Here is a 20,391-nt window from a genome sequence, read left to right on the forward strand (position 1 = left end):
TCAACCTCTTTACTATTTCATTCTTTTTCTCATCATGCCTGCACCGGCTAATGTCATTATACCTGCGATGACAAACGGGGTCAAACCTGCGCTGCCAGTCTTAGGAATGTCATTGTGGTCTTCTACAGCCTGATAAGTGAAATTTTGAGGGACGAGTACCGTGTCGATCACGTGAATGACGCCGTTGCCAGCTTCAATATCCGCTGCGGTGACACCACTTTGGTTGACTTTGACGCCGCTGCTGAGGTCGAATTTTACTTTCTCACCGTTCAGTGTAGCTGCTTCGAGTCCGTTGGAAAGATCTGTGCTCATCACTTTACCGGAAACGACGTGGTAGAGAAGAACTTTCGCGAGATCCGGCTGGTTGAGAAGATCCGATGCGCTGATGTTAAGGGCCGCGAGGAGTTTTTCAAAGGCTGCGTTCGTTGGTGCAAAGACGGTGAATGGTCCTTCGCCTTGAAGGGCGCCCACGAGATCTGCTTTTTGAAGGGCTGCGACCAGGATACTGAAATCACTGTTGGAAAGCGCTATATCAACGACGGTTGCAGGGACTTCAGGCTCAGGATTCAGTTTGAAAGTCGATGGAACCAGCACTGAATCGATAATGTGGATGACGCCGTTGGTTGCCATAACGTCTGCCGTTGTGACACTGGAGCTGTTGATTTTGACGCCGCTTGAAAGGTCAACTTTAATGTTTTCGCCGCTCAGGGTTGGGGCTGTCATACCATTGGATAAATCCGTGCTGAGGACTTTACCTGAAACCACGTGGTAGAGAAGAACTTCTTTTAATTGTGGATGATTCAAAAGGTCCTCTGCTGTGATGCCAAGTGAAGCGAGCAGTTTTTCAAAAGCTGCGTTGGTTGGAGCAAAGACGGTGAATGGACCTTCGCCTTGAAGCGCGCCTACGAGTTCTGCTTTTTGAAGTGCTGCTACCAGAATGCTGAAGTCTTCATTGCCCACTGCAATTTCTACAATGTCCTGATCCGCTGAGAATGCCGGTACGCCTATGCCAATCAACAATACTAAACTCATTAGTAAACTCATTAGTCTTTTCATTTGAAATGCCTCCTAATTTATATTTGGGTGTGATATTTTTTTTCTGGTGTTCCTTTGATGTCTATAAAATATCACATATCGTGTTGCTTGTCAACTGTTATTTGAAATTAATTCTCAATCACTTGATTTTTATCTCGTTTTGTGATATTTTAAGCTTGAGGTGATCCACATGACTTCCTCTAATAAGAAGAAAATACTAAATGGGATTATAGCAGCAGCCATGCTCCTTCTGGTAGGTACAGCCTACGTCGCTTGGGAGCGTGCTCAGGCTCAAAACAACTATGAGCGCTTGTCAGAGCAAAGAAATGATCAACTGGCGCAAGAAGCTTCAACTGCACTCCCTGCACCGGGTTTAAGCGAGACTGACCAAACCGGTTCCGCCGAGGGCGCTTCCATCAATGAAACGTCATATTCCTATAAAGAAAACATCAATAAAAAGTGGCTTGCCATCAATCCGGATTTCATGGGCTGGCTTCAAATCCCTGGTACCAACATTGACTATCCTTTCGTACGAAGCAAGGACAACCAAGACTATCTCAAACGTGATTTCAAAGGGAACTACAGCGAGGCGGGCACCTTGTTCATGGACTATAGAAACCTTGGCAATTTCAATGATCCCCACACGCTGATCTACGGTCATAATATGAAAAACAAATCCATGTTTCAAAATTTAACCTATTATCAGAATGCTGAATTCTTTTCTCAAAACCAGCTTATTCAGCTATCCGGACTGTATGAGACAAGAACCTACAAAATCTTTTCCGTTTATGAGATTTCAGCCGATGATTACGTCTTCACACTCCAATTCGAAAATGACACCGAGTACCTGGCGTACTTGAATGGCCTTGAAGACCTTTCCCTGCATCGTCAGGATTTCGATCCGGAAGCCGACCAAAAGCTTCTAACCCTGGTGACTTGCAGTTACGGCGTCAACAACGGGAGAACTATTGTGCATGCGGTGGAGATTTCTGAAAAGTAATGAGTAAAAAGCAAAACACACGAAATAGACAAAAGCGGCATCAAACAGCGAGGAGTGATCTCTGCTGTTTGATGCCGCTTTATTGTTTTAAGTTCAATGACAAGCCTCTCGATTATTGAAGCGCGATGTCACCATTTTTGATTTTATCAGAAAGCATTTTAACGTTTTCTTCGATCTTCTGAATAATGATCTTAAATTCATCATCGCTTTTACCCGATGGATCATCAAGTCCCCAATCCTCTTCATGCTGGCTCGGAAGAAATGGACAGATCACGTTGCATCCCATCTTGATGACAATGTCAACTTCCGGAATATCCGGGAGCAATTTAGGCTTCTGGGTTTCTTCCATGTCAATGGAGTAAATCTCTTTGATCAATCTTACTGCGTCCTGATTGATTTGAGGTCTCATTTCAGTGCCTGCGGAGTAGCTTTCAAAGACATCTCCTGCAAAATGCTTCCCCAACGCTTCTGCCATCTGGCTTCTGCAGGAATTGTGAACACATATAAAAGCGACTTTCGGTTTTCTTCTCATTATTTTCCGCCTCCAATTATAATGCTTTTTTCTCTGGCACAAACCAGTTTCTTGTATTGTTGGCGATTTTGACGAGTGTCAACATGACCGGTACCTCTACGAGTACACCGACCACTGTAACTATAGTCGCGCCGGATTGAAGTCCAAAGAGAGAGATCGCAACTGCAACCGCAAGCTCAAAGAAGTTTGACGCGCCAATCATGCCAGCAGGCGCCGCGACATTGTGAGGCAGTTTCCAAAACTTCGCCCAGAAATAGGCTATAAAGAAAATTAAGAAGGTTTGAAGAATCAATGGGATTGCGATCAAGACAATATTGATTGGATTATCGACAATGATTTGTCCCTGGAAAGAAAAGATGATGATCAGGGTCAAGAGTAATCCGGCGATTGTAACATTACCGAATTTTGGAATATAGACCTTTTCAAAATACTCAAGCCCTTTGTTTTTTGAAATGATTACCCTTGAAAACCATCCAGCACCCAGCGGAATGACGACGAAAAGAACGACTGAAAGAAACAGTGTGTCCCATGGAACTACGACATTACTGATCCCAAGCAGGAAGGCGACAATCGGCACAAAAGCAACAAGGATGATGAGATCGTTGGTTGCAACCTGTACGAGCGTGTAGGCAGGATTTCCTTTTGTCAGGTGGCTCCATACAAAGACCATAGCCGTACAAGGCGCCGCGCCAAGGAGAACGGCCCCAGCCAAATATTCCTTGGCAAGCTCGTTTGATATCAGACCTTTGTAAAACACATAAAAGAACAGTGAGGCAATGCCAAACATGGTAAAGGGTTTGATCAGCCAGTTGGTCACCCAGGTGATAATGAGACCTTTCGGATTTTCGCCCACTTTTTTGATGCTGTGGAAGTCAACCTTGAGCATCATTGGGTAAATCATGAGCCAGATCAAGATCGCGACTGGAATGGACACGCTGGCATACTCAAACTTGCTCAGCCAAGCTGGAACCTGAGGCAAATAGACGCCTATCAAAATACCAATGATCATGCAGGCCGCGACCCACACTGTCAAATATCTCTCGAAAAAACTCATGCCTTGGATTTGTTTCTTTTTCACTTTTGGATCCTCCCTGAAATTTGCTGCCTTGATTTTAGCTGCGATTCACGTGATTCATAATGTAATTTTCGACTTTGCTTTTATCGCTGGTTATATCCGAGCAGTTGTAAGCGCTTTTTTTGTACACATCGCATTTCTCAAGATCTAGAACAAAGGGTTGTTCCTTTTGAAATCCTTCTTTCAAATAAGTTGACAACTGTCCATGGTCGTTGAGAAATCTGTCATCGACTTTGTAATGGACCCATTGGCCATCTTTGGACCCTGTAATGATCTTTTCTTTTCTTAGTACGCCCAGGTGCCTGGACACGTTCGACTGACTGAGGCCAAGGATGACTTCTATTTCGCAGACACACAGCTCGTAGTGCATTAGGAGATTTAATAGTCTTAGTCGGTTCTCGTCACACAAGCTTTTAAATATATCAAGCATTGTTTAATGTCACCTGCCTCTCATTCCATTAATATTTAGTTTCTAATTATAAGTTCATATGATTATATTTGAATTCAATCATATATTAGCATGAGAAAGTGATTCGTTCAATAGCGAGATTGTAAAACTTGTGTAAAATGTGTTTAGCAGTGCAGCCCCTTATCCAAAAAGACACGACATTTCAAAGAGCCAGCTCTCTGAAATGTTGTGTCTTTTGATTATCTTCAAATTCATTTTCAAACGTGCAGTGCCCATCAGGCCTAAAACGCCTCTATAGTCACCCGAATCGGATGAAACTCGGTGTCAGACACCCAGTTTCATCCCCGACTTCCACCAATTACTCCCCAATAATCTTCACCAATACCCGCTTATTTCTCTTACCGTCAAATTCCCCGTAAAAAACTTGCTCCCAGGGTCCAAGATCCAGCTTGCCTGCCGTCACCGCGACCACAACCTCACGTCCCATGATGGTGCGCTTGAGGTGAGCATCGGCATTATCTTCGTATCCGTTGTGGTCATACTGATTGTAGGGCTTCTCAGGCGCCAGTTTTTCCAGCCAGCGTTCGAAATCCCTGTGGAGGCCGCTTTCGTCATCATTGATGAAGATGCTGGCTGTAATGTGCATGGCGTTGCAAAGAAGCAGGCCTTCTTGGATCCCACTTTCTCTTATACATTTCTGCAGGTCTCCGGTGATATTCACGAAGCCCCTGCGGGTGGGCAGGTTAAACCACAGTTCTTTTCTGAAATGCTTCATTCGACAACCTCCAGACTTCGAAACTCGGTGTCTGCGGCTGACGCCTATTGACCCCGAGTTTCATCAGACACCAAGTTCCACCTTCAAGATAAACTCGGTGTCTGCAGCTTGCGCCTATCAACCCCGAGTTTATCCTCCTTAATTCTCCCGCTTGTTCCGCTCGATCTCTTCATATCGCTCGTTTAGATAGGTCCATCGCTCGATGGCCTCATCCATCCGCTGCTCTAGGGCTGACTTTTCCTCTGTCAGCCGTCCAAGGGCTTCAAAATCTGACGAGGCTTCCAGCATCCGTTCCTCCAGCCTTTGCAGCTCCGCCTCCAGCCCTGCGATGACCGAATCGATCAGATCAAACTCCCGCTGTTCCTGGTACGAAAACTTAAGTAGTTTGGATTTCGTTTCATTGCTGGTGGTAGGGGTGTTGGATTTGGTGACCATCGGCCCACTGGATTTTTTTAAGCTCTTTTCGTTTTGAAGGGCTTCTTCCTCCTGGGCCTGGCGATCCATGAACTGCCTGTAATCCGTGTAGTCGCCTGCCAGCTGTCTGACGCGGCCGCCACCTTCAAAGGAGAAGATGCTGGTCACAATGCGGTCGAGGAAATAGCGGTCGTGGGAGACCACCAAGACGGCGCCCGGGAATTCGTCCAGGTAGTCCTCCAGGATGCCTAGGGTCTGGATGTCCAAGTCGTTGGTGGGCTCGTCCAGCATCAGGACGTTGGGGGCGCTCATGAGGATTCTGAGGAGGTACAGGCGGCGCTTCTCACCGCCGGACAGCTTGGAGATGGGCGTCCACTGGGCACCGGGCGGGAACAGGAAGCGTTCCAGCATCTGAGAGGCGCTCTTGACGCCATCGTTGGTGGTGATGAATTCCGCCTGCTCACGGATGTATTCAATGACCCGCAGCTGGGTGTCCATGTCTTCGTTTTCCTGAGAGAAATAGCCAATTTTCACCGTATCCCCTATGGAGACCTTGCCGTGGTCCGGCAGCAGCCGTCCGGCGGCGATCTTCATCAGGGTGGACTTGCCAATGCCGTTTGGACCAATGATGCCTATGCGGTCATCCCTCAGCAGCGTGTAGGTGAAGTCCTGAACCACCGGCAGGTCGCCATAGGCCTTACTGACGTGGTCCATCTCAATGATCTTCTTGCCAAGCCTCGAAAAGCTGACCTGCATCTCCACGTTGCCGCCGCCATCCGGGCCGCGCTGGGCTGTCAGCTGTTCGAACCGCTCGATGCGGGCCTTTTGCTTGGTGGATCTGGCCCGTGCGCCGCGCTGGATCCATTCCAGTTCTGTCCGGATCAGGCTCTGGCGCTTGCGCTCCGAGGCCTGGGCCATGTCCTCCCGCTGGGCCTTGAGCTCCAGATAGCCGGCGTAGTTGGCCTGGTAGCTATAGAGGTTCCCATCCGCCAGCTCCAGAATGCGGTTGGAAATGCGGTCCAGCAGGTACCGGTCGTGGGTGACCATCAGGAGCGCACCCCTGCGCTTCAGAAGATATTTCTCCAGCCAGTCCACCGTGTCGTTGTCAATGTGGTTGGTCGGCTCGTCCAGGATCAGCAGGTCCGCGGGGCTGATCAGCACGCTGGCCATGGCCACGCGCTTACGCTGGCCGCCTGACAAGTTCGCCACGTCCGCCTGGAACGAGGTGATGCCCAGCTGCGTCAGAATGTTCTTCGCCTCAGCCTCCGTGGTCCAGGCCTCCATGTGATCCATCTTCTGGCTCAAGGAGATCAGGTGCTTTTCCTTTTGAGCATTACCCGGGTGCGTCTGAACGTCCTCCAGTGCCTGCTCGTAGTCCCGGATCAGCTTCATTACCGGCGAGTGGCCCTTAAAGACCTGCTCCAGCACCGTCGTCCCCGGCTCGAATTCCGGGCTCTGAGGCAGGTATTCCACCTTCATGCCGCTGCCGATGGTCACCTTCCCACCATCCGGCCCCTCCACTCCCGCTATCACCTTCAAAAACGTGGACTTCCCCGTCCCGTTGATGCCAATCAGCGCAATGCGCTCCCCTTCATTAATGGCGACAGAAACGTCCTCAAGCAGTCGTTTTTCGCTGTAGCTCTTTGTAATTTTATCTGCAATTAGAATATTCATAATCTGTTAGGCGCTCCTTCGTTGGAAGTTCATTATTATATTTTACCACGTTTGAGGGAGGACGAGGAAGGAAAATGGAAGAGGCGGCTATAGGCACGAGCCGCAGACACCCTCTTCCATTTTCCTTAAATAAAAAAGTCGGAAGCTGGCCGCGGCCAGCTTCCGACTACCTTTCCCAAATTATAACTCTGCGCCTGTTGTCACTTAATCCTTCTGACACTTTCCAAAAGCCCGTCCTCACCGACATTCACCGCGTAAACTCTCGTTTCTGCTGCGGTTTCCGGTGCTTCCCACGGTCTGTAATACCGGAAAGTCAAACGGACGCAGCCCATCGTAAGGACCTTGAAGGTCCAGGTGTGTTGCCCGCCTGCACCGACAACATTGGCTGAAGTCTGACCGCTGACAAAGGCATCGTGATCCAGGGCCAGGATGCCCTCCGGTGCCAAAGTGTAGGCCCAACTGTAGCCAGTGGTTGGATTCTCATCCAGCGTCAGTGTCAGGGACGTCACTGCATCCGCCACAACCCATTCAGGCGGCATGACGTCAAGGGCCTCGATGACATTCATCAGCATGGCGGCTGCCTCTGCTCTGGTAACGAGGCGATCCGGCTCAAACTTGCCATTGTCGCCGGAGATCAGGCCTAAGTTCTGAAGAGAGAGGATGTAGCCGCGACCATCGGCAGGAATCTTTTCGAAATCACTGAAAGGCGGTGCCATGCCAGGCCCCGGACCCTCTGATTTCTGAAGTTCCAGTGCTTTGGCCAGCATGACCGCCAGCTGGTAACGGTTCAGCGGCATCTGGCTGTAGGTCTGGCTCTGATTCATTATGCGGAGCGCCGTCTGGTCGCGAAGGGCATCCCTCGCCCACAACGGAATGAGTGACCAGTCTATGTCCATATCCAGCGCGGTGTAAGGCTCAATGCCCTTGAGGTCCCGAACCAGGTGGCCGGTCATAAGTACGCCTTCGAGGCCGGTGATGAGCCCCTGAGGATGAAATGTCCCATCCGGATAGCCGCTCGCGAGACCCCAAAGATAGGCCCAGCGGATGTGGTCCTTCGCCCAGTGGGTCTCGATGTCCGAGAAGCATAGGCGATACTGGTTGGTGTTGGCGGACTGAGTTTCCGCCATTGTCCTGAGTGCTGTTTCCAGCCGCTCCTGCAACTGCAGCTGAGCTTCATTGCTGAGCTGGAGCTGTTCTCTGAGCTGACTTCTAAGGAGAAGCTGCTCCTCAGTCATAAGTTGAACGCGATCCTGATCGCGCATTTGAATCATAGGTTGGATACCACTGTTCATCATATCCTGCATTCGGTCACGGTCCTGCACTGCGCCGCTCGCGCCCGTTGTTTCTGCGGCAAAGCCAGGCAGTTGGACTGCCATGATTGTGAGTACCAGTGATAGGACCAGAAATAGACTTAATAATTTACGCATGTTGTTCACCTCCATGTCAGGTTATTCCTCGAGTTAGGTTTGAGATAGAGAAGGATCGAAGTGGGCTGCATATTATATATACCCATCCTAAAGAATAAATACCCGTTTGGCCGATGGTTACGTGCACCACCATCGGCTAATGTTCTTAGAGTGGGGGTATAAATATTAATACTCGATAGTATCTGACTTCAGGGGAAACAGTCTATTTCTCTGAGGTAAAAAGCACTTTGCCATTTGAATCGAGGATGGTAATCCGTTCGCCCTGACCATAATCCCCGTTAAAACCGCTTGAAGGATCCAGATAAAAACCTTCAACATAATGATTGTAGATCAGTCCATTGACGTCTTCCATCACGGCCATCAACTCGTAACTCTGACCTTTTTCGATGGTAATCTCCTCATTCAGCGGGATGATTATGTCCATGTTCAGCGCCGTCTCATGGCTTTTAACCGGCACACCGTCCAGCAGCTCCACGAGTTTGACGCTTTTCACGTCTGTCTGATATTTGTTTGGATCGAGGGCAATGTGGACTTCGCCCTGAAAACGCCATTTATTGGTGTTCGGTGGATTTGAAATTTGCCCGTTGTAATTGGCGCCCATGTTGGGGAGATAGTCGTAGCGCAGCGGGCCGTATGTTATCAGGTTTTCGAGTTCTTTCACATCGCCGTTTTCAAAGACTATTGTAGGATGAAGTTCCTCAAATACGGAAACCTCAACAGTACCTTCAAGGGCGTAGCTGGAACCGGGTGTCATAATTGCTTCCTGGCCGTTGATGATGAGCTTGGCCATGGTTCCCTGTTCGAGGCGCTTTGGCATTACTGTAACCCGGACAGGCACTTTGAAGGTTTCGGGATCCATGTCACCAAAATCTAGGGTGTGAGAAGACAGCAGACTGGCCTGCTCATTGAGTTTTTGCTCGATAGTACTGGATATGCCGTTAATCCGCGAATCCATACCCTGTAATTGGGACTGAAGCTGATTACTCTGCTGGCTAAGACTCTGGCTCAGACTGCCCATTCTTAATACTGTGTAAGCGTTCAGAATCAGGGATAGGATGAGCAGCAGGGTTAGATGTTTCGTCTTCATGGTTTTATTGACCTCCAGCGAATTTTTTCATACTACAACACGGGAATGATCTTTATTAAGGCTCGCCTTTTGTCTTTACCCATTTGTTATAGTGTTAACCTGGTTAGGAGGATTTATATGAACATGTCAGTTCGACGTGTCATTAAAATTGGGTTTGCTATTGTTCTGTTGATTTCCTTGATATTTGGCATTGTAGGTTGCCGCCAGCGTGACAGCGAAGGTGCAGGCGTGCCTGAACGTGAATCTGCATTGCCTGATGGATTGACTACTGAAGAGCTAGCGGTGTATGAGGCTATAGATGCGGTCATTGCAATACAGCAAGACAGCGTTCGGGCAAAGGACAGTGGCTTATACTTGTCCACCATTGATGGCAGCAATGAGACTTATATGAATGAAGCGACCTATTTTGCTCATAGGCTGGCTAGTGCTGATATCTCTAACTTTAACATGAACCTGCTTGGGATCTCTATCGAGGGGGATAACAGCGCTGTCGCAGAGATCCAGCAGAGCTATAGGTTGAACGACCAGCTAAACACCGTCACCTACCGTGAACGCTTTGTTAAGTCAGGTGCGTCGTGGCTGGATCATGATGTCGCATTTGAAGAAAAAGAAGTTGGGGTCATAAAAGTATTCTATATGCCTGAGGTTGGTAATCCTGAGGACTTTATTGAGCTCATTGAAAAAAGTCTTGATAACGTCGATGAAACCTTCCCTGATTCACTGGCCGAAAATGTTGAAATCAAGCTCTTCAGCGACAGGGAGCTGCTGCGTCAGAAAACAGACCTTGGAATCGCCTGGCTCTTCACCGGCTGGGCGGAAGAAGGACATGCCATTAAAGCGTTTACCGGACGCGAGCCTGAATACAACTATGAAGCACTGTTTACGCATGAGCTGATTCACAAATTGACCATTTCGGTGTCCAAAGGAAATATGCCCATCTGGTTTGCAGAGGGATTGGCAATCCATTATGGCACCTTTAGAGTCAACGGTTCTACTTATATGGATGATGGCACGGTTTCTATGGATGACATAAAAATTTCAGTAAGAGAATTGTCAGAAACGCACCTTGAACTACTCACCGATCAGACCGATATCCTCACCTATTATGCAACTGCCGGCATGGTGGTCCGTTATCTCGCCGAAACTTATGGCGATGATCAAGTTTTCGGGCTTTATCAAGCCCTGGGCAACTATCCATTCAATGATATTGCTTCCGATCCCGCCTGGGGACAACATTCTGATGAACGCCTGCGCGCAGTCCTCCAAGACATTTTAAACCTCGATATGACTGAGCTCAGCGAGGGCTACCTTGAGTGGATTGACCTTCAGAGCTGACCTCTCAAACTCTCGAAGCTCTGGTACAAAAGTAAAATGGGGGTCAGTCACTCAGTTGAGTTTGGTGTCAGACACTCAGTTAAACTCGGTGTCTGACACTCAGTTGAACTCGGTGTCTGACACTCAGTTGAACTCGGTGTCTGACACTCAGTTGAACTCGGTGTCTGACACTCAGTTGAACTCGGTGTCTGACACTCAGTTGAACTCGGTGTCTGACACTCAGTTGAACTTGGTGTCTGACACTCAGTTGAACTTGGTGTCAGTGACTGTAATATATCTGTAACATTAGCAAAAAATTGGGGAACGGGTGCAACTTTTAGTTGTGCCCGTTCCCCAATTTACTGCTCATAAATTTTATTTCAACTATTACAAATCACTGCCTACACCCAATGCACCGGCCTGTCCAAAATCTCCGGTAAGCGAGTTTCTCTATCCCCTTTGGCCGAGTTGACTTGGGCCTGGGTTAGGTAAAGCGCTCCTGACAAATTTGCGCCACTCAGATTGGAATCCCTGAGATCCGCGCCAATCAGCTCCGCACCGCTGAGATCCGAATGACGTAGATCTGAAGCAATCAAAATTGCACCTCTTAAATTCGCGCCTTTGAGATTCATATCACTGAGCTTCGCCCCTGCCAGATCCGCATAACGACCCAGCCGCTGCCTTACAGCCTGCGGCGCAGCTTTTCCGTTCCCATAGACACCTCTAACCTGCTCGCCGACTTCAATGAGCAGCGCGTTTGACTTACCCCTCAGCGCATTCATATCAATCTTCTTCAATGCCTCAGCATCCAAGCAGGTCAAACGGTCAACTTCCTGCAATTCCTCGTGGAGGGCCCTTCGAAGCCGCTTACCGTCGCACTGCTCCAGGCCTTCACTGAGATACCAGAGCAGCTCGTAGAGATGGCGCATCACCACGAAAGCATCAAACATAGGGCGAGCAAGTTTTGGTGCGGTCCTCCAGCTCTGCAAAGGAAAGGTCACTCTGGACACCCTTTGCCCGGCACCCAGGCAGTCAAAGCCTATGCAGCCTTTGTAACCCCGGACGGCAAGGGAATGATGGACCTCACATTTAAAGTTCGCCATTAAATACGGGCAGGGCTTTCCAGGCGCCTTGTCCAGCGGAAAGCCCTCTGAAGCCGAGAAGTGCAGTGCGACGCAGCACAGACCATAACACTCCGGACAATCCGACTTCAGAACCCTCAGCCGCCATTCTTTAAGTGCACTAATATTCCCTGCTTCCAGTGGAACAGGGGTGATACCAGGATCTTTAACTTCAGTCATAGTTCACCTTCAAATCCTTTCACATTCATATATGTAACCAGAGCAAGCCTATAGCATGCCAAAGCACCGGACTCACACCCAGCGCCCAAGAATACCACAACGCCTATTTGTATCCTGCCGCTATGGCGTAGACATTCGAAATCCTTCGTTCCGGTACGACTGGCTTCAAATAAAGGTCATACAGCCTAGACGGCGGATAATCCTCCGCCCGCGTGAAACCCCGATCCAGCAAAAATCCCTCAGCCGCGCCCTGCTCAATCCCAGACAAAATAGGCTCATGGAACACGAACTTCAGCGAATTCATATGCTGAATCACCTTGCTCTTGATCCGCCCGTCCAGTGCCGCAGCATAAACATAATCGAACAGCACCATGGACCCCGCGCCAGCGTGCTGTACCACAAATCCCAAAGTCTCCCGCACCGCCGCCTCCGGCAGGTACATAACGACCCCCTCGAGGGTAAACATGGTGGGCAGACCTGGGTCGTACCCAGCCTCAACCAGACAAGACAATAAATCATCCACCGTAAAATCCACGGGCACATAGGATACATAATCCGGCAGCGCGCCAAAACGCATTTCGACCCGCTCTTTTTTCACACCCTGTGACGCCGGATGGTCCACCTCAAAAGTCCGCACCCCGGCAAGCTGGTCCCTAAACCGGTACGCCCTGGAATCCAGCCCCGCTCCGAGGATGATGTATTGGAGACAACCATCGGCAGCGCCTTTTAACACGAAGTCATCGAACAACCGGGTCCGGACGGCCATATAGCCGGAAACGCCCGTGCCCTTCTTTTCAAACGCCCAGTCCATAAAGCGCGTCGGGAGCGGCTGGCAGAGCCTCGCCGTGAGACGCGCCCACCAGGCCATGAGCGGATAGGCCAGCTCGTCAGAGCATATGCGCGTCGCCGCCGGCCGCTGGGACTCATAAAACCGCATGTAGGCAACACCTTCCGCGGTACCGCTCGACAGGTTCTTCATGGCAATCCCTCCAGATCACTTCACCGGAAACACCTTGTTCAGCAGCTTAATCATCAGGTAAATCAGGAACACAATCGAAAAAATGCCCGACATCCCGCGCCACATGAGCTCGAGGGACATGAGAAACGTTTCATTCATGGAATCATCCCCTTTTCAGATTCGCCCGGGCTACAGGCTCTGCACCAGCATCAGAATCAAACCGCCGGCCAGCACCGACGCGATCTGCCCGCCCACGTTGGCCCCCACCGCATACATCAAAATGAAATTCTGGCTGTCCTCTTTCTGCGCCATTTTCTGGATCACCCGCGCAGACATTGGAAACGCAGAGATGCCGGCAGCGCCAATCATCGGGTTGATTTTTTCCTTACGGAAGAGGTTGATCAGCTTCGCAAAGAGTACCCCGCCGATGGTATCAAACACAAACGCAATCAGTCCCATACCTATGATGAGACCGGTCTGAGGCGTCAGGAACCGCTCGGCCTGCATGGTCGTTGAAATGGTCAGTCCCAGAAGTATAGTCACAATGTTGACGAGCTCATTCTGAGCAGACTTCGCCAGCCTGTCGAGCACGCCGCACTCTCTCAAGAGGTTGCCGAACATGAGAAAGCCAATCAGCGGCACTGCGTTTGGCGCTACCAGCCCCGTCAAAATGGTGATAACAATTGGAAAGACAATGCGCGTCGTTTGCGAGACATTTTCCGCCTTATAATGCATGCGAATCTGACGTTCTTCCTTGGTCGTGACCAACCTGATCGCAGGAGGCTGGATCACCGGTACCAGGGCCATATAGCTATAAGCCGCCACCGATATTGGGCCCAGCAGCTCCTTGGCAAACTGATTCGCGACGTAAATGGAGGTAGGGCCATCCGCCGCGCCTATAATTCCAATCGCCGCAGCCTCTTTAATGCTGAAACCGGCCAAAGTCGCCACAGCAACGGTGAAAAAGATGCCAAACTGCGCAGCAGCGCCAAAGAGCAGCATAAAGGGATTGTGGAGGATCGGCCCAAAATCGATCATGGCGCCAATCCCAATAAAGATCAGAAGGGGAAAAAGCTCAGTTGCAATGCCCATATCAAACAGGACATTAAGCACACCCTCTACGGCGGTGCCCTGAATCACTTGAGTGATGGCGCCCGACATAGGCAGATTGACCATAATGGCGCCAAAGCCCATGGGCAGCAGGAGCGCGGGCTCAAAGTCCTTTGCGACCGCCAGATAAATCAGCGTGCCGGCGATAATCCACATTACAATTTGCTGAGGGGTCACGGCCATGAGGCCGCTTAAGAATATATCCATTTTCAGTCCTCCAGAGGGGCGAAATAGGGGCGAGGGAATGTTGGATGACGGTTGGGACCTGATGAAACTCGGTGCGATGAAACTCGGGGTCAATAGGCGACAGCCGCTGAGATGAAACTCGGTGTCTGACACCAAGTTTCAACACCGAGTTTCACTGCACTACCTCATACGGCCAATCCATAATGCCGCCCAGATCAAAGACATTCTGATAGCCCAACTCCACCATCATAGCCGTCGCAGCACCGCTGCGGCTGCCACTGCGGCAATAGACAAAATAGACGGCGTCCTTGTCGGGAAACACATCCGCTGCGTTCTTTTGAATCTGGTCCACCGGCAGAAGCACTGCACCCTCAATGTGGCCGCTGTCAAACTCTTCTTTGGTTCTGACGTCCACTAGAATGATAGCTTCGTCTGAATCCAACCGTTCCTTAGCTTCTTCAGGCGTGATGTCCTGCACCGTGGCTTTCGCCGGCTGTTCCGGCTGTTCCACCTGTTCTCCGCCTGTTGACGGCGCCGCTGGCGCCGGCTCACCGGCACAGGCTGACAGCGAAACGCTCAGGGCAATGACTAGCATTAAAATCCATCGTCTCATATAGGTCACTCCTCAAATGAAAGTGTTATAGCACACCCTGCAGAATTTGAACAGGGCCATTCAGCAACAAATAATTCTTCAGTCGAACGCTAAAAATGACGCAGCTGTCCTGTACGAGTATTTCTCCAAGTTCAGGATGACGCGCTCCGAACTTAGCGCGCATTTCTTCAAGCAGTGGGTTTTCAATTTCGAAAAATTCACCATCAAAAGTCACTGAAGTGATGGGATGTTTTGAACCCACCTCCAGCTGTTGTCGGGAATCGATGATCACGCTGACACTTTTGTTTTCCTTCAGATTTTTATACTTTCTCGAGTTCATTGAAGTGATCAGATAGAGTATTTTCCTCTCTTCATCGAGAATATAGGTCATAAGTGAGCAATGGGGCATACCCTGACTCTCGGTGCATAGAACGCAAAGCTGATTTTCCTTCAGCATTTTTTCGACCATGTCATGCATTGGAGCGCCTCCTTAAGTTGTAATGACCAGTCTGTACCTTCGCATTCATACCCCAAAAAAAGTTCAACTAAGCCCTCAGGCGAGCCATTATAAATTCGTCCACATAGTCGCCGCCGCGAATGGCCGCTTTCTTTCGGGTGCCCTCAATTTCAAACCCCATTTTCTTATATAGCCCAATAGCGCGTTCATTGTCCGTATAGACGGCAAGCTCCACACGAATCAGCATCAGCCAGTTGTCAGCCAAATCCAGAAGCGCCTCCATCAATTTTTTACCAATCCCCTGGTTTTGATAGTCTCTGTGGATCATAATGCCAAGCATAGCCGTGTGGCGGAGCCTCGGATTTGCACCAATCACAATACCTGCAGTGCCAACGATAAGCTCTCTTCCTTCTTCATTGAGTCGAGTCGCAACCAGTTGGTGAGAATTAGAATCCAAGCCGGCAATAAACCCTTCACTGCGGTCTACGCGCTCGGATGGCAGCCCGAGAATATTTTCAAACACCCCCGGCATCCGCCTGATGGCGTTGATCTCCCTTGCATCTCTTGCCTCAATTGGCCTGATGGTTACATTCATTTATAAAACCCCCACTTGGATTCATATGTAATAGACAAGGACATTTGCGGCCTCTGCTTTTCTGGCCTCCTCTGCGAGCCCCTCAATGGTTGCAGAATCCAAGAGACTCAAAACAGCCTCGTCAATCTTCATCCAAAGCTGTTCCTTCAGACACCTTTCAATAGCGTTTTCCTCCTCGTTGGTCGCTCCGGCCCCTCCGCTGATAAGGGTGAGCTCTCCCTCCAGAGACCTCAAAACATCCCCCGCAGAAATTTCCGAAGCGGGTCTGGCAAGGATATACCCGCCACCGGCGCCTTTGATGCTCTTCACAAGGCCTGCTTTTCTCAAGGCTGAAAAAACCTGCTCCAGGTAAAGCATAGAAAGCCCCTGCCGTTCCGCAATGGTCCCCAGCGGCACATGCTGCTCCATGGCATTCAAGGCAAGATCCACCATACAGCGAAGCCCGTATCTTCCTTTTGTCGAAAGCTTCATCACACACCTCCTTCTTAAAAACCTAGTAAACCGATCACTTTATTTAAATTCTATAGCGCAGTATTTCAATTGTCAATTCACGTTCCAGTACGCTTAATCCTTTCTCAAACACATAATATCATATTATTTTTATATGTTTTATATGTTTTTGTTGACAAGCACTTAGCTAAGCCCTATATTGTAAACATAGTATTCATATATGTTTTAAAATTATATTTAGGAGGTCCATCATGCCAATCCTTCCCGTCCTGATCAATCTGCTCATCATGCTGTCCCTTATAGGCTTTTTAGTCTACTTGAAGAAGAAAAAGGTGTCCTTCTCCAAACGGGTTTTTGCCGGTCTGGGCCTTGGAATCCTCTTCGGTCTCGCCCTTCAAAATCTCTACGCAGGCAACGCCGGCATTATCAAGACCACCAATCAGTGGTTCAGTCTTATAGGGTCCGGCTACGTCAAGCTGCTGCAAATGATCGTTATGCCACTGATTATGGTGTCGATCATCTCTGCAATTGTTCACCTGAAGCAATCGAAGAACCTGGGCAAATTGAGCGGTCTCATTATAGCCGTTCTGCTGCTGACCACGGCTTTGTCTGCCGGCATAGGCATAGCCTCTGCCCTTGGTTTCAATCTCAATGCGGACCAGATCATCCAAGGTGACGCCGAAGCTGCCAGAGCGGAATATCTGACCACAAAGCTCAACGAAGTATCCAAGCAGTCCGCGCCACAGCGGATGCTCGAAATGCTCCCGGCAAATCCCTTCGCGGACATGACCGGTGCCAGAAGTTCTTCCACCATAGCCGTTGTCATCTTCTCCGCGTTGATTGGACTATCCGTTTTGGCGCTTAAAAAGCGCAGCCCTGAACAGGCAAAAATTTTCATTGATGGCGTGGACGCCCTCCACGGCGTCATCACCCAGTTAGTCAAAATGATTCTGAGGCTCACCCCATACGGCATTCTGGCCATTATGACCCGGACCGTCGCCGACACGAGTTTTGACGCGATCCTTCAAATGGGCAAGTTCGTTCTGGCGAGCTATGTCGCCCTAATCGCTGTCTTTGTACTCCATTTGGCGATCCTCTCCCTCTTAAAATTGAGTCCTGCCATTTACCTTCGAAAAATTCTCCCGGTTCTCAGCTTTGCCTTTACCTCCCGCTCCAGCGCCGCGACCTTGCCACTGACCATTGACACCCAAAAGAACAAATTGGGTGTCGAGGAAGGCATCGCCAACTTCTCTTCGACGCTGGGAACCGCAATTGGCCAAAACGGCTGCGCAGGTGTCTATCCCGCCATGCTGGCTGTCATGATTGCGCCTACGGTGGGACTCGATCCAACCGCACCCGGCTTCATTCTGACTCTGATCGGCATTGTCGCCATCAGCTCCTTTGGCATAGCAGGCGTTGGCGGTGGCGCGACCTTTGCCGCCCTGATCGTCCTTTCCTCCATGGGGCTGCCTGTCGGACTGGCCGGCCTGCTTATATCCGTTGAGCCTTTGATCGATATGGGCCGAACTGCCGTCAATGTCAGCGGTTCCGTGACCTCGGGCCTTGTGACCGGCACCCTCCTGAAGGACTTGGACCGGGAGGTTTACTACAGGGACATCGAGGATGCATCCGAACTGGCTGTGGCAAATGCTTAGAGGTTGAATTGTGACCATCGGCAAAAACAAAAAATGAAAAGGGGAAGCTGCGGCATAAGTCTTTATTGACCTATGACAACAACTTCCCCTTTTGAATTGCGTTTGATATTCCTCCGTCGCTGCTTCAAGTCCCGCAAAAGGTCCGGTACGGCCGGGCGCTCTCAGGCGCGGGCGCTGCGTAGGCGGCTTGGTCGGGCGTATGGGCATAAGGCTTAGCCAGCACGGCAGATAAGCGGTCCAGAACGCTGAAATCCCCCATACTCACCGCTGCTTCAAGTGCCTCTTCCACCCGATGGTTCCGTGGAATCACCGCCGGATTCGCGCCCTTCATCCTCTCCTGAACGTCACCCGCTGACTGCGACTGCCGCTGAAGCCGCTCCTGCCACTGAAGCTTCCACTGCTGAAAGTCGGGTTGCTCGAACAGGCCTCTCACCTCAGGGCGATCGAAGGTTAACGCCAAAAAAGTATTGGTGTAATCCGCGTGATGCCGGTGCATGATCTCGAGCAGCGCTTCAATGAGCCCCTCGTCCTCTGGCTCATTATTGAATAGGCCCAGTTTTGCGCCCATAGCGTCCAGCCAGTAACTGCGGTAAAGGCCCGAAAACCCGGAAATGGCTTCCTGCGCCAGGGTGAAGGCCTTCTCCTCATCAGGATCAAGCAGCGGCATTATGGTTTCAGCGAAGCGGGCCAGGTTCCAGGCGGCAATGTAGGGCTGATTTCCAAAAGCATAGCGTCCGTGGGCATCAATGGAGCTGAAGACCGTTGCTGGATCATAGGCATCCATGAAAGCGCAAGGACCGTAATCTATGGTTTCGCCGCTGATCGCCATATTGTCCGTGTTCATGACACCGTGAATAAAGCCAATGCTTTGCCACTTCGCGATCAGCCGGGCTTGTCGGTTCATCACCGCGTTCAGGAAATCGTAGTAAGGGCGGTCCGAGCCGGATAATCCTGGATCATGCCTGGCAATGGCGTAGTCTGTCAACAGCCTGAGGTCCTGGTCAGAACCCCTGCTATAGGCGAACTGAAAGGTGCCTACCCTGAGATGGCTGGAAGCGACGCGCGTGAGGATTGCACCCGGCAGTGACTTCTCCCGGTAGACGGGTTCACCGGTGGAAACCACGGCAAGGCTGCGGGTCGTGGAGACTCCAAGGGCATGCATGGCTTCGCTGATCAGGTATTCCCTGAGCATAGGGCCAAGGGCGGCGCGGCCGTCTCCGCCACGGGAATAGGGGGTTCTGCCTGAACCTTTCAGCTGCAGGTCGAGGCGATCGTTTTTTATTGTCACTTGCTCTCCAAGGAGGATCGCGCGGCCATCCCCCAGCATGGTGAAGTGGCCGAATTGATGTCCGGCATAGGCTTGAGCGAGGGGCTCCGCACCCTCCGGTGTCCGGTTGCCTGCCAAGTATTCAGTCCCGGCCTGGCTGTTCAAGGCATCCGGATCAAGCCCCATCTCCTCCGCCAAAGCGCTGTTGAATCGAATAAGCTTGGGCAGTCTGACCGGTGTGGGCTCCAGGTGGGTGTACAACAGTTTGGGCAGGCGTGCGTATGAGTTGTCGAAATTCCAGCCAAAGTTGGTTTTTGTCATGAGGTCACCGCTTTTCTAATATAGGTTGTTGTAGTCAATCCAAATCGTGAATGTTCATTTTTTCAAGTTCCTGTCTTTGCTTGTCTTTGACTTTTGCGCGACAGGCAAGATAGATGGCGAAATTAATGACGGCTGGGATCAGATAGAGCAGCAGCGCCAGGATAATAGGAACAATGTCGCCGGTATAGATCATGGCACCTAAAGAAAGGAAGAGTGCCAGACCGACATAAATGACCGGCAGGATCAGTCCCAGCCATTTGTTTTTCTGAAGGGATAAAAAGATCTGAAGCGCGGTCAATAGAACGATGATTAAAATCAATACCGGCAAAACGATCAAGCTTCTCACTGTGTCTATATTCATTTTACTGCGACTCCTTTCGGGACTTCTTGTATTCGGAAATCAAAATTTTCGCTGTGTCAAAATCTAGTTTTTCATTGACCGCCAGACGTTTGATCAGCGCGATATAGGGTTCGTTCGATGTACTTTCGCTGATCTGAATCTTTTGGATTAACCGGTCCAGTCTTAACCTGACGGTTGGATAAGTCACCCCGTAAAGGGCAGCGACTTCTTTCAGCGAACCGGAGGCTAGCAGGAATTTCTTTATGAAGACCATCTCCTCATCATCAAAATTACTCATCCAGTCCGGCATCACATTGACAGACATAACGTCACCTCCAGGGCAAAGCTTTCATGCTCTACTCTTTAATAATATTAATTGTATTCTTTAATATTATTAAAGTCAATAAACATTAAAAT

At 50.1% G+C, this 20,391-nt stretch carries 22 protein-coding genes; 3 read left to right on the forward strand and 19 right to left on the reverse strand.

Going from position 1 to position 20,391, the window contains the following annotated elements:
- Positions 1 to 12: 12 nt before the first annotated feature.
- Positions 13 to 1,056, reverse strand: coding sequence for a fasciclin domain-containing protein (locus OEL90_RS11490; protein WP_300688666.1), 1,044 nt, complete (start codon positions 1,054 to 1,056; stop codon positions 13 to 15).
- A 169-nt stretch (positions 1,057 to 1,225) separates the two neighbouring features.
- Between OEL90_RS11490 and srtB the strand changes: the two genes are divergently transcribed.
- Positions 1,226 to 2,035, forward strand: a complete 810-nt coding sequence (srtB, locus tag OEL90_RS11495; protein ID WP_291402786.1) for a class B sortase — start codon at positions 1,226 to 1,228, stop codon at positions 2,033 to 2,035.
- A gap of 112 nt (positions 2,036 to 2,147) precedes the next feature.
- Here the strand turns inward: srtB and OEL90_RS11500 are convergent, their stop codons facing one another.
- From OEL90_RS11500 to OEL90_RS11530, 7 genes are all read right to left on the reverse strand, one after another.
- Positions 2,148 to 2,567: an arsenate reductase ArsC gene (locus OEL90_RS11500; RefSeq protein WP_291402788.1), complete on the reverse strand. Its 420-nt coding sequence runs from the start codon at positions 2,565 to 2,567 to the stop codon at positions 2,148 to 2,150.
- A 16-nt stretch (positions 2,568 to 2,583) separates the two neighbouring features.
- Positions 2,584 to 3,621 (reverse strand): ACR3 family arsenite efflux transporter, encoded by a 1,038-nt coding sequence (arsB, locus tag OEL90_RS11505; protein WP_307730990.1) that lies wholly within the window; start codon positions 3,619 to 3,621, stop codon positions 2,584 to 2,586.
- A 58-nt stretch (positions 3,622 to 3,679) separates the two neighbouring features.
- Complete coding sequence (locus tag OEL90_RS11510; RefSeq protein ID WP_291402792.1) at positions 3,680 to 4,072, reverse strand: ArsR/SmtB family transcription factor; 393 nt, start codon at positions 4,070 to 4,072, stop codon at positions 3,680 to 3,682.
- Positions 4,073 to 4,409: 337 nt separating this feature from the next.
- A complete protein-coding gene (locus OEL90_RS11515; RefSeq protein WP_291402794.1) occupies positions 4,410 to 4,826 on the reverse strand; it encodes a secondary thiamine-phosphate synthase enzyme YjbQ in 417 nt (138 codons plus the stop codon).
- 138 nt (positions 4,827 to 4,964) lie between these two features.
- On the reverse strand, positions 4,965 to 6,914 hold the full coding sequence (locus OEL90_RS11520; protein WP_300688672.1) for an ABC-F family ATP-binding cassette domain-containing protein: 1,950 nt from the start codon (positions 6,912 to 6,914) through the stop codon (positions 4,965 to 4,967).
- Positions 6,915 to 7,114: 200 nt separating this feature from the next.
- Entirely contained in the window at positions 7,115 to 8,341 is a 1,227-nt protein-coding gene (locus OEL90_RS11525) for a protease inhibitor I42 family protein (protein ID WP_300688674.1), read from the reverse strand.
- Between the two features lie 202 nt (positions 8,342 to 8,543).
- Complete coding sequence (locus OEL90_RS11530) at positions 8,544 to 9,428, reverse strand: hypothetical protein (RefSeq protein ID WP_300688677.1); 885 nt, start codon at positions 9,426 to 9,428, stop codon at positions 8,544 to 8,546.
- A 117-nt stretch (positions 9,429 to 9,545) separates the two neighbouring features.
- On the opposite strand from OEL90_RS11530, the gene OEL90_RS11535 reads away from it, so the two are divergent.
- Positions 9,546 to 10,763, forward strand: coding sequence for a hypothetical protein (locus OEL90_RS11535; protein ID WP_300688680.1), 1,218 nt, complete (start codon positions 9,546 to 9,548; stop codon positions 10,761 to 10,763).
- A gap of 380 nt (positions 10,764 to 11,143) precedes the next feature.
- On the opposite strand, the gene OEL90_RS11540 is transcribed toward OEL90_RS11535, so the two are convergent.
- The 8 genes from OEL90_RS11540 to OEL90_RS11575 all read right to left on the reverse strand — a co-directional run bounded on the left by OEL90_RS11540 (position 11,144) and on the right by OEL90_RS11575 (position 16,412).
- Positions 11,144 to 12,043 carry a pentapeptide repeat-containing protein gene (locus OEL90_RS11540; RefSeq protein WP_300688682.1) on the reverse strand — a complete coding sequence of 300 codons (900 nt, stop codon included), beginning with the start codon at positions 12,041 to 12,043 and terminating at the stop codon, positions 11,144 to 11,146.
- A 103-nt stretch (positions 12,044 to 12,146) separates the two neighbouring features.
- On the reverse strand, positions 12,147 to 13,022 hold the full coding sequence (locus OEL90_RS11545) for a class I SAM-dependent methyltransferase (protein WP_300688685.1): 876 nt from the start codon (positions 13,020 to 13,022) through the stop codon (positions 12,147 to 12,149).
- A 15-nt stretch (positions 13,023 to 13,037) separates the two neighbouring features.
- Positions 13,038 to 13,160, reverse strand: coding sequence for an OadG-related small transporter subunit (locus tag OEL90_RS11550; protein ID WP_291402809.1), 123 nt, complete (start codon positions 13,158 to 13,160; stop codon positions 13,038 to 13,040).
- A gap of 30 nt (positions 13,161 to 13,190) precedes the next feature.
- Complete coding sequence (locus OEL90_RS11555) at positions 13,191 to 14,318, reverse strand: sodium ion-translocating decarboxylase subunit beta (protein WP_291402810.1); 1,128 nt, start codon at positions 14,316 to 14,318, stop codon at positions 13,191 to 13,193.
- A gap of 151 nt (positions 14,319 to 14,469) precedes the next feature.
- Positions 14,470 to 14,910: a rhodanese-like domain-containing protein gene (locus OEL90_RS11560; RefSeq protein WP_300688689.1), complete on the reverse strand. Its 441-nt coding sequence runs from the start codon at positions 14,908 to 14,910 to the stop codon at positions 14,470 to 14,472.
- A 25-nt stretch (positions 14,911 to 14,935) separates the two neighbouring features.
- The gene (locus tag OEL90_RS11565; protein ID WP_300688691.1) at positions 14,936 to 15,367 is read right to left on the reverse strand and encodes a pyridoxamine 5'-phosphate oxidase family protein; all 432 of its coding nucleotides are present in this window, start codon (positions 15,365 to 15,367) and stop codon (positions 14,936 to 14,938) included.
- A gap of 67 nt (positions 15,368 to 15,434) precedes the next feature.
- Positions 15,435 to 15,941 (reverse strand): GNAT family N-acetyltransferase, encoded by a 507-nt coding sequence (locus OEL90_RS11570; RefSeq protein ID WP_300688696.1) that lies wholly within the window; start codon positions 15,939 to 15,941, stop codon positions 15,435 to 15,437.
- A gap of 21 nt (positions 15,942 to 15,962) precedes the next feature.
- Positions 15,963 to 16,412, reverse strand: a complete 450-nt coding sequence (locus OEL90_RS11575) for an RrF2 family transcriptional regulator (protein ID WP_300688699.1) — start codon at positions 16,410 to 16,412, stop codon at positions 15,963 to 15,965.
- Positions 16,413 to 16,642: 230 nt separating this feature from the next.
- On the opposite strand from OEL90_RS11575, the gene OEL90_RS11580 reads away from it, so the two are divergent.
- On the forward strand, positions 16,643 to 18,046 hold the full coding sequence (locus tag OEL90_RS11580; RefSeq protein WP_300688701.1) for an L-cystine transporter: 1,404 nt from the start codon (positions 16,643 to 16,645) through the stop codon (positions 18,044 to 18,046).
- Between the two features lie 124 nt (positions 18,047 to 18,170).
- Here the strand turns inward: OEL90_RS11580 and OEL90_RS11585 are convergent, their stop codons facing one another.
- Genes OEL90_RS11585 through OEL90_RS11595 form a run of 3 tightly spaced genes read right to left on the reverse strand, consistent with a single transcriptional unit; the run spans position 18,171 to position 20,299 of the window.
- On the reverse strand, positions 18,171 to 19,634 hold the full coding sequence (locus OEL90_RS11585; protein ID WP_300688706.1) for a protein adenylyltransferase SelO: 1,464 nt from the start codon (positions 19,632 to 19,634) through the stop codon (positions 18,171 to 18,173).
- Between the two features lie 34 nt (positions 19,635 to 19,668).
- Entirely contained in the window at positions 19,669 to 19,995 is a 327-nt protein-coding gene (locus OEL90_RS11590; RefSeq protein ID WP_291402824.1) for a hypothetical protein, read from the reverse strand.
- Between the two features lies 1 nt (position 19,996).
- Positions 19,997 to 20,299, reverse strand: a complete 303-nt coding sequence (locus OEL90_RS11595) for a DUF2089 family protein (protein WP_291402826.1) — start codon at positions 20,297 to 20,299, stop codon at positions 19,997 to 19,999.
- Positions 20,300 to 20,391: the final 92 nt, after the last annotated feature.

This window comes from Acidaminobacter sp. (assembly GCF_030247605.1).
Classification (GTDB): Bacteria; Bacillota; Clostridia; order Peptostreptococcales; family Acidaminobacteraceae; genus Acidaminobacter.

What these genes read in the sequence shown, in the direction of transcription:
- arsB (WP_307730990.1), bottom strand. Translation starts at nt 3,621, where the DNA reads ATGAGTTTTTTCGAGAGATATTTGACAGTGTGGGTCGCGGCCTGCATG.
- OEL90_RS11575 (WP_300688699.1), bottom strand. Translation starts at nt 16,412, where the DNA reads ATGAAGCTTTCGACAAAAGGAAGATACGGGCTTCGCTGTATGGTGGAT.
- OEL90_RS11540 (WP_300688682.1), bottom strand. Translation starts at nt 12,043, where the DNA reads ATGACTGAAGTTAAAGATCCTGGTATCACCCCTGTTCCACTGGAAGCA.
- OEL90_RS11520 (WP_300688672.1), bottom strand. Translation starts at nt 6,914, where the DNA reads ATGAATATTCTAATTGCAGATAAAATTACAAAGAGCTACAGCGAAAAA.
- OEL90_RS11580 (WP_300688701.1), top strand. Translation starts at nt 16,643, where the DNA reads ATGCCAATCCTTCCCGTCCTGATCAATCTGCTCATCATGCTGTCCCTT.
- OEL90_RS11525 (WP_300688674.1), bottom strand. Translation starts at nt 8,341, where the DNA reads ATGCGTAAATTATTAAGTCTATTTCTGGTCCTATCACTGGTACTCACA.
- OEL90_RS11565 (WP_300688691.1), bottom strand. Translation starts at nt 15,367, where the DNA reads ATGCATGACATGGTCGAAAAAATGCTGAAGGAAAATCAGCTTTGCGTT.
- OEL90_RS11590 (WP_291402824.1), bottom strand. Translation starts at nt 19,995, where the DNA reads ATGAATATAGACACAGTGAGAAGCTTGATCGTTTTGCCGGTATTGATT.
- OEL90_RS11595 (WP_291402826.1), bottom strand. Translation starts at nt 20,299, where the DNA reads ATGTCTGTCAATGTGATGCCGGACTGGATGAGTAATTTTGATGATGAG.
- srtB (WP_291402786.1), top strand. Translation starts at nt 1,226, where the DNA reads ATGACTTCCTCTAATAAGAAGAAAATACTAAATGGGATTATAGCAGCA.
- OEL90_RS11530 (WP_300688677.1), bottom strand. Translation starts at nt 9,428, where the DNA reads ATGAAGACGAAACATCTAACCCTGCTGCTCATCCTATCCCTGATTCTG.
- OEL90_RS11515 (WP_291402794.1), bottom strand. Translation starts at nt 4,826, where the DNA reads ATGAAGCATTTCAGAAAAGAACTGTGGTTTAACCTGCCCACCCGCAGG.
- OEL90_RS11560 (WP_300688689.1), bottom strand. Translation starts at nt 14,910, where the DNA reads ATGAGACGATGGATTTTAATGCTAGTCATTGCCCTGAGCGTTTCGCTG.
- OEL90_RS11510 (WP_291402792.1), bottom strand. Translation starts at nt 4,072, where the DNA reads ATGCTTGATATATTTAAAAGCTTGTGTGACGAGAACCGACTAAGACTA.
- OEL90_RS11490 (WP_300688666.1), bottom strand. Translation starts at nt 1,056, where the DNA reads ATGAAAAGACTAATGAGTTTACTAATGAGTTTAGTATTGTTGATTGGC.
- OEL90_RS11550 (WP_291402809.1), bottom strand. Translation starts at nt 13,160, where the DNA reads ATGAATGAAACGTTTCTCATGTCCCTCGAGCTCATGTGGCGCGGGATG.
- OEL90_RS11570 (WP_300688696.1), bottom strand. Translation starts at nt 15,941, where the DNA reads ATGAATGTAACCATCAGGCCAATTGAGGCAAGAGATGCAAGGGAGATC.
- OEL90_RS11500 (WP_291402788.1), bottom strand. Translation starts at nt 2,567, where the DNA reads ATGAGAAGAAAACCGAAAGTCGCTTTTATATGTGTTCACAATTCCTGC.
- OEL90_RS11585 (WP_300688706.1), bottom strand. Translation starts at nt 19,634, where the DNA reads ATGACAAAAACCAACTTTGGCTGGAATTTCGACAACTCATACGCACGC.
- OEL90_RS11555 (WP_291402810.1), bottom strand. Translation starts at nt 14,318, where the DNA reads ATGGATATATTCTTAAGCGGCCTCATGGCCGTGACCCCTCAGCAAATT.
- OEL90_RS11535 (WP_300688680.1), top strand. Translation starts at nt 9,546, where the DNA reads ATGAACATGTCAGTTCGACGTGTCATTAAAATTGGGTTTGCTATTGTT.
- OEL90_RS11545 (WP_300688685.1), bottom strand. Translation starts at nt 13,022, where the DNA reads ATGAAGAACCTGTCGAGCGGTACCGCGGAAGGTGTTGCCTACATGCGG.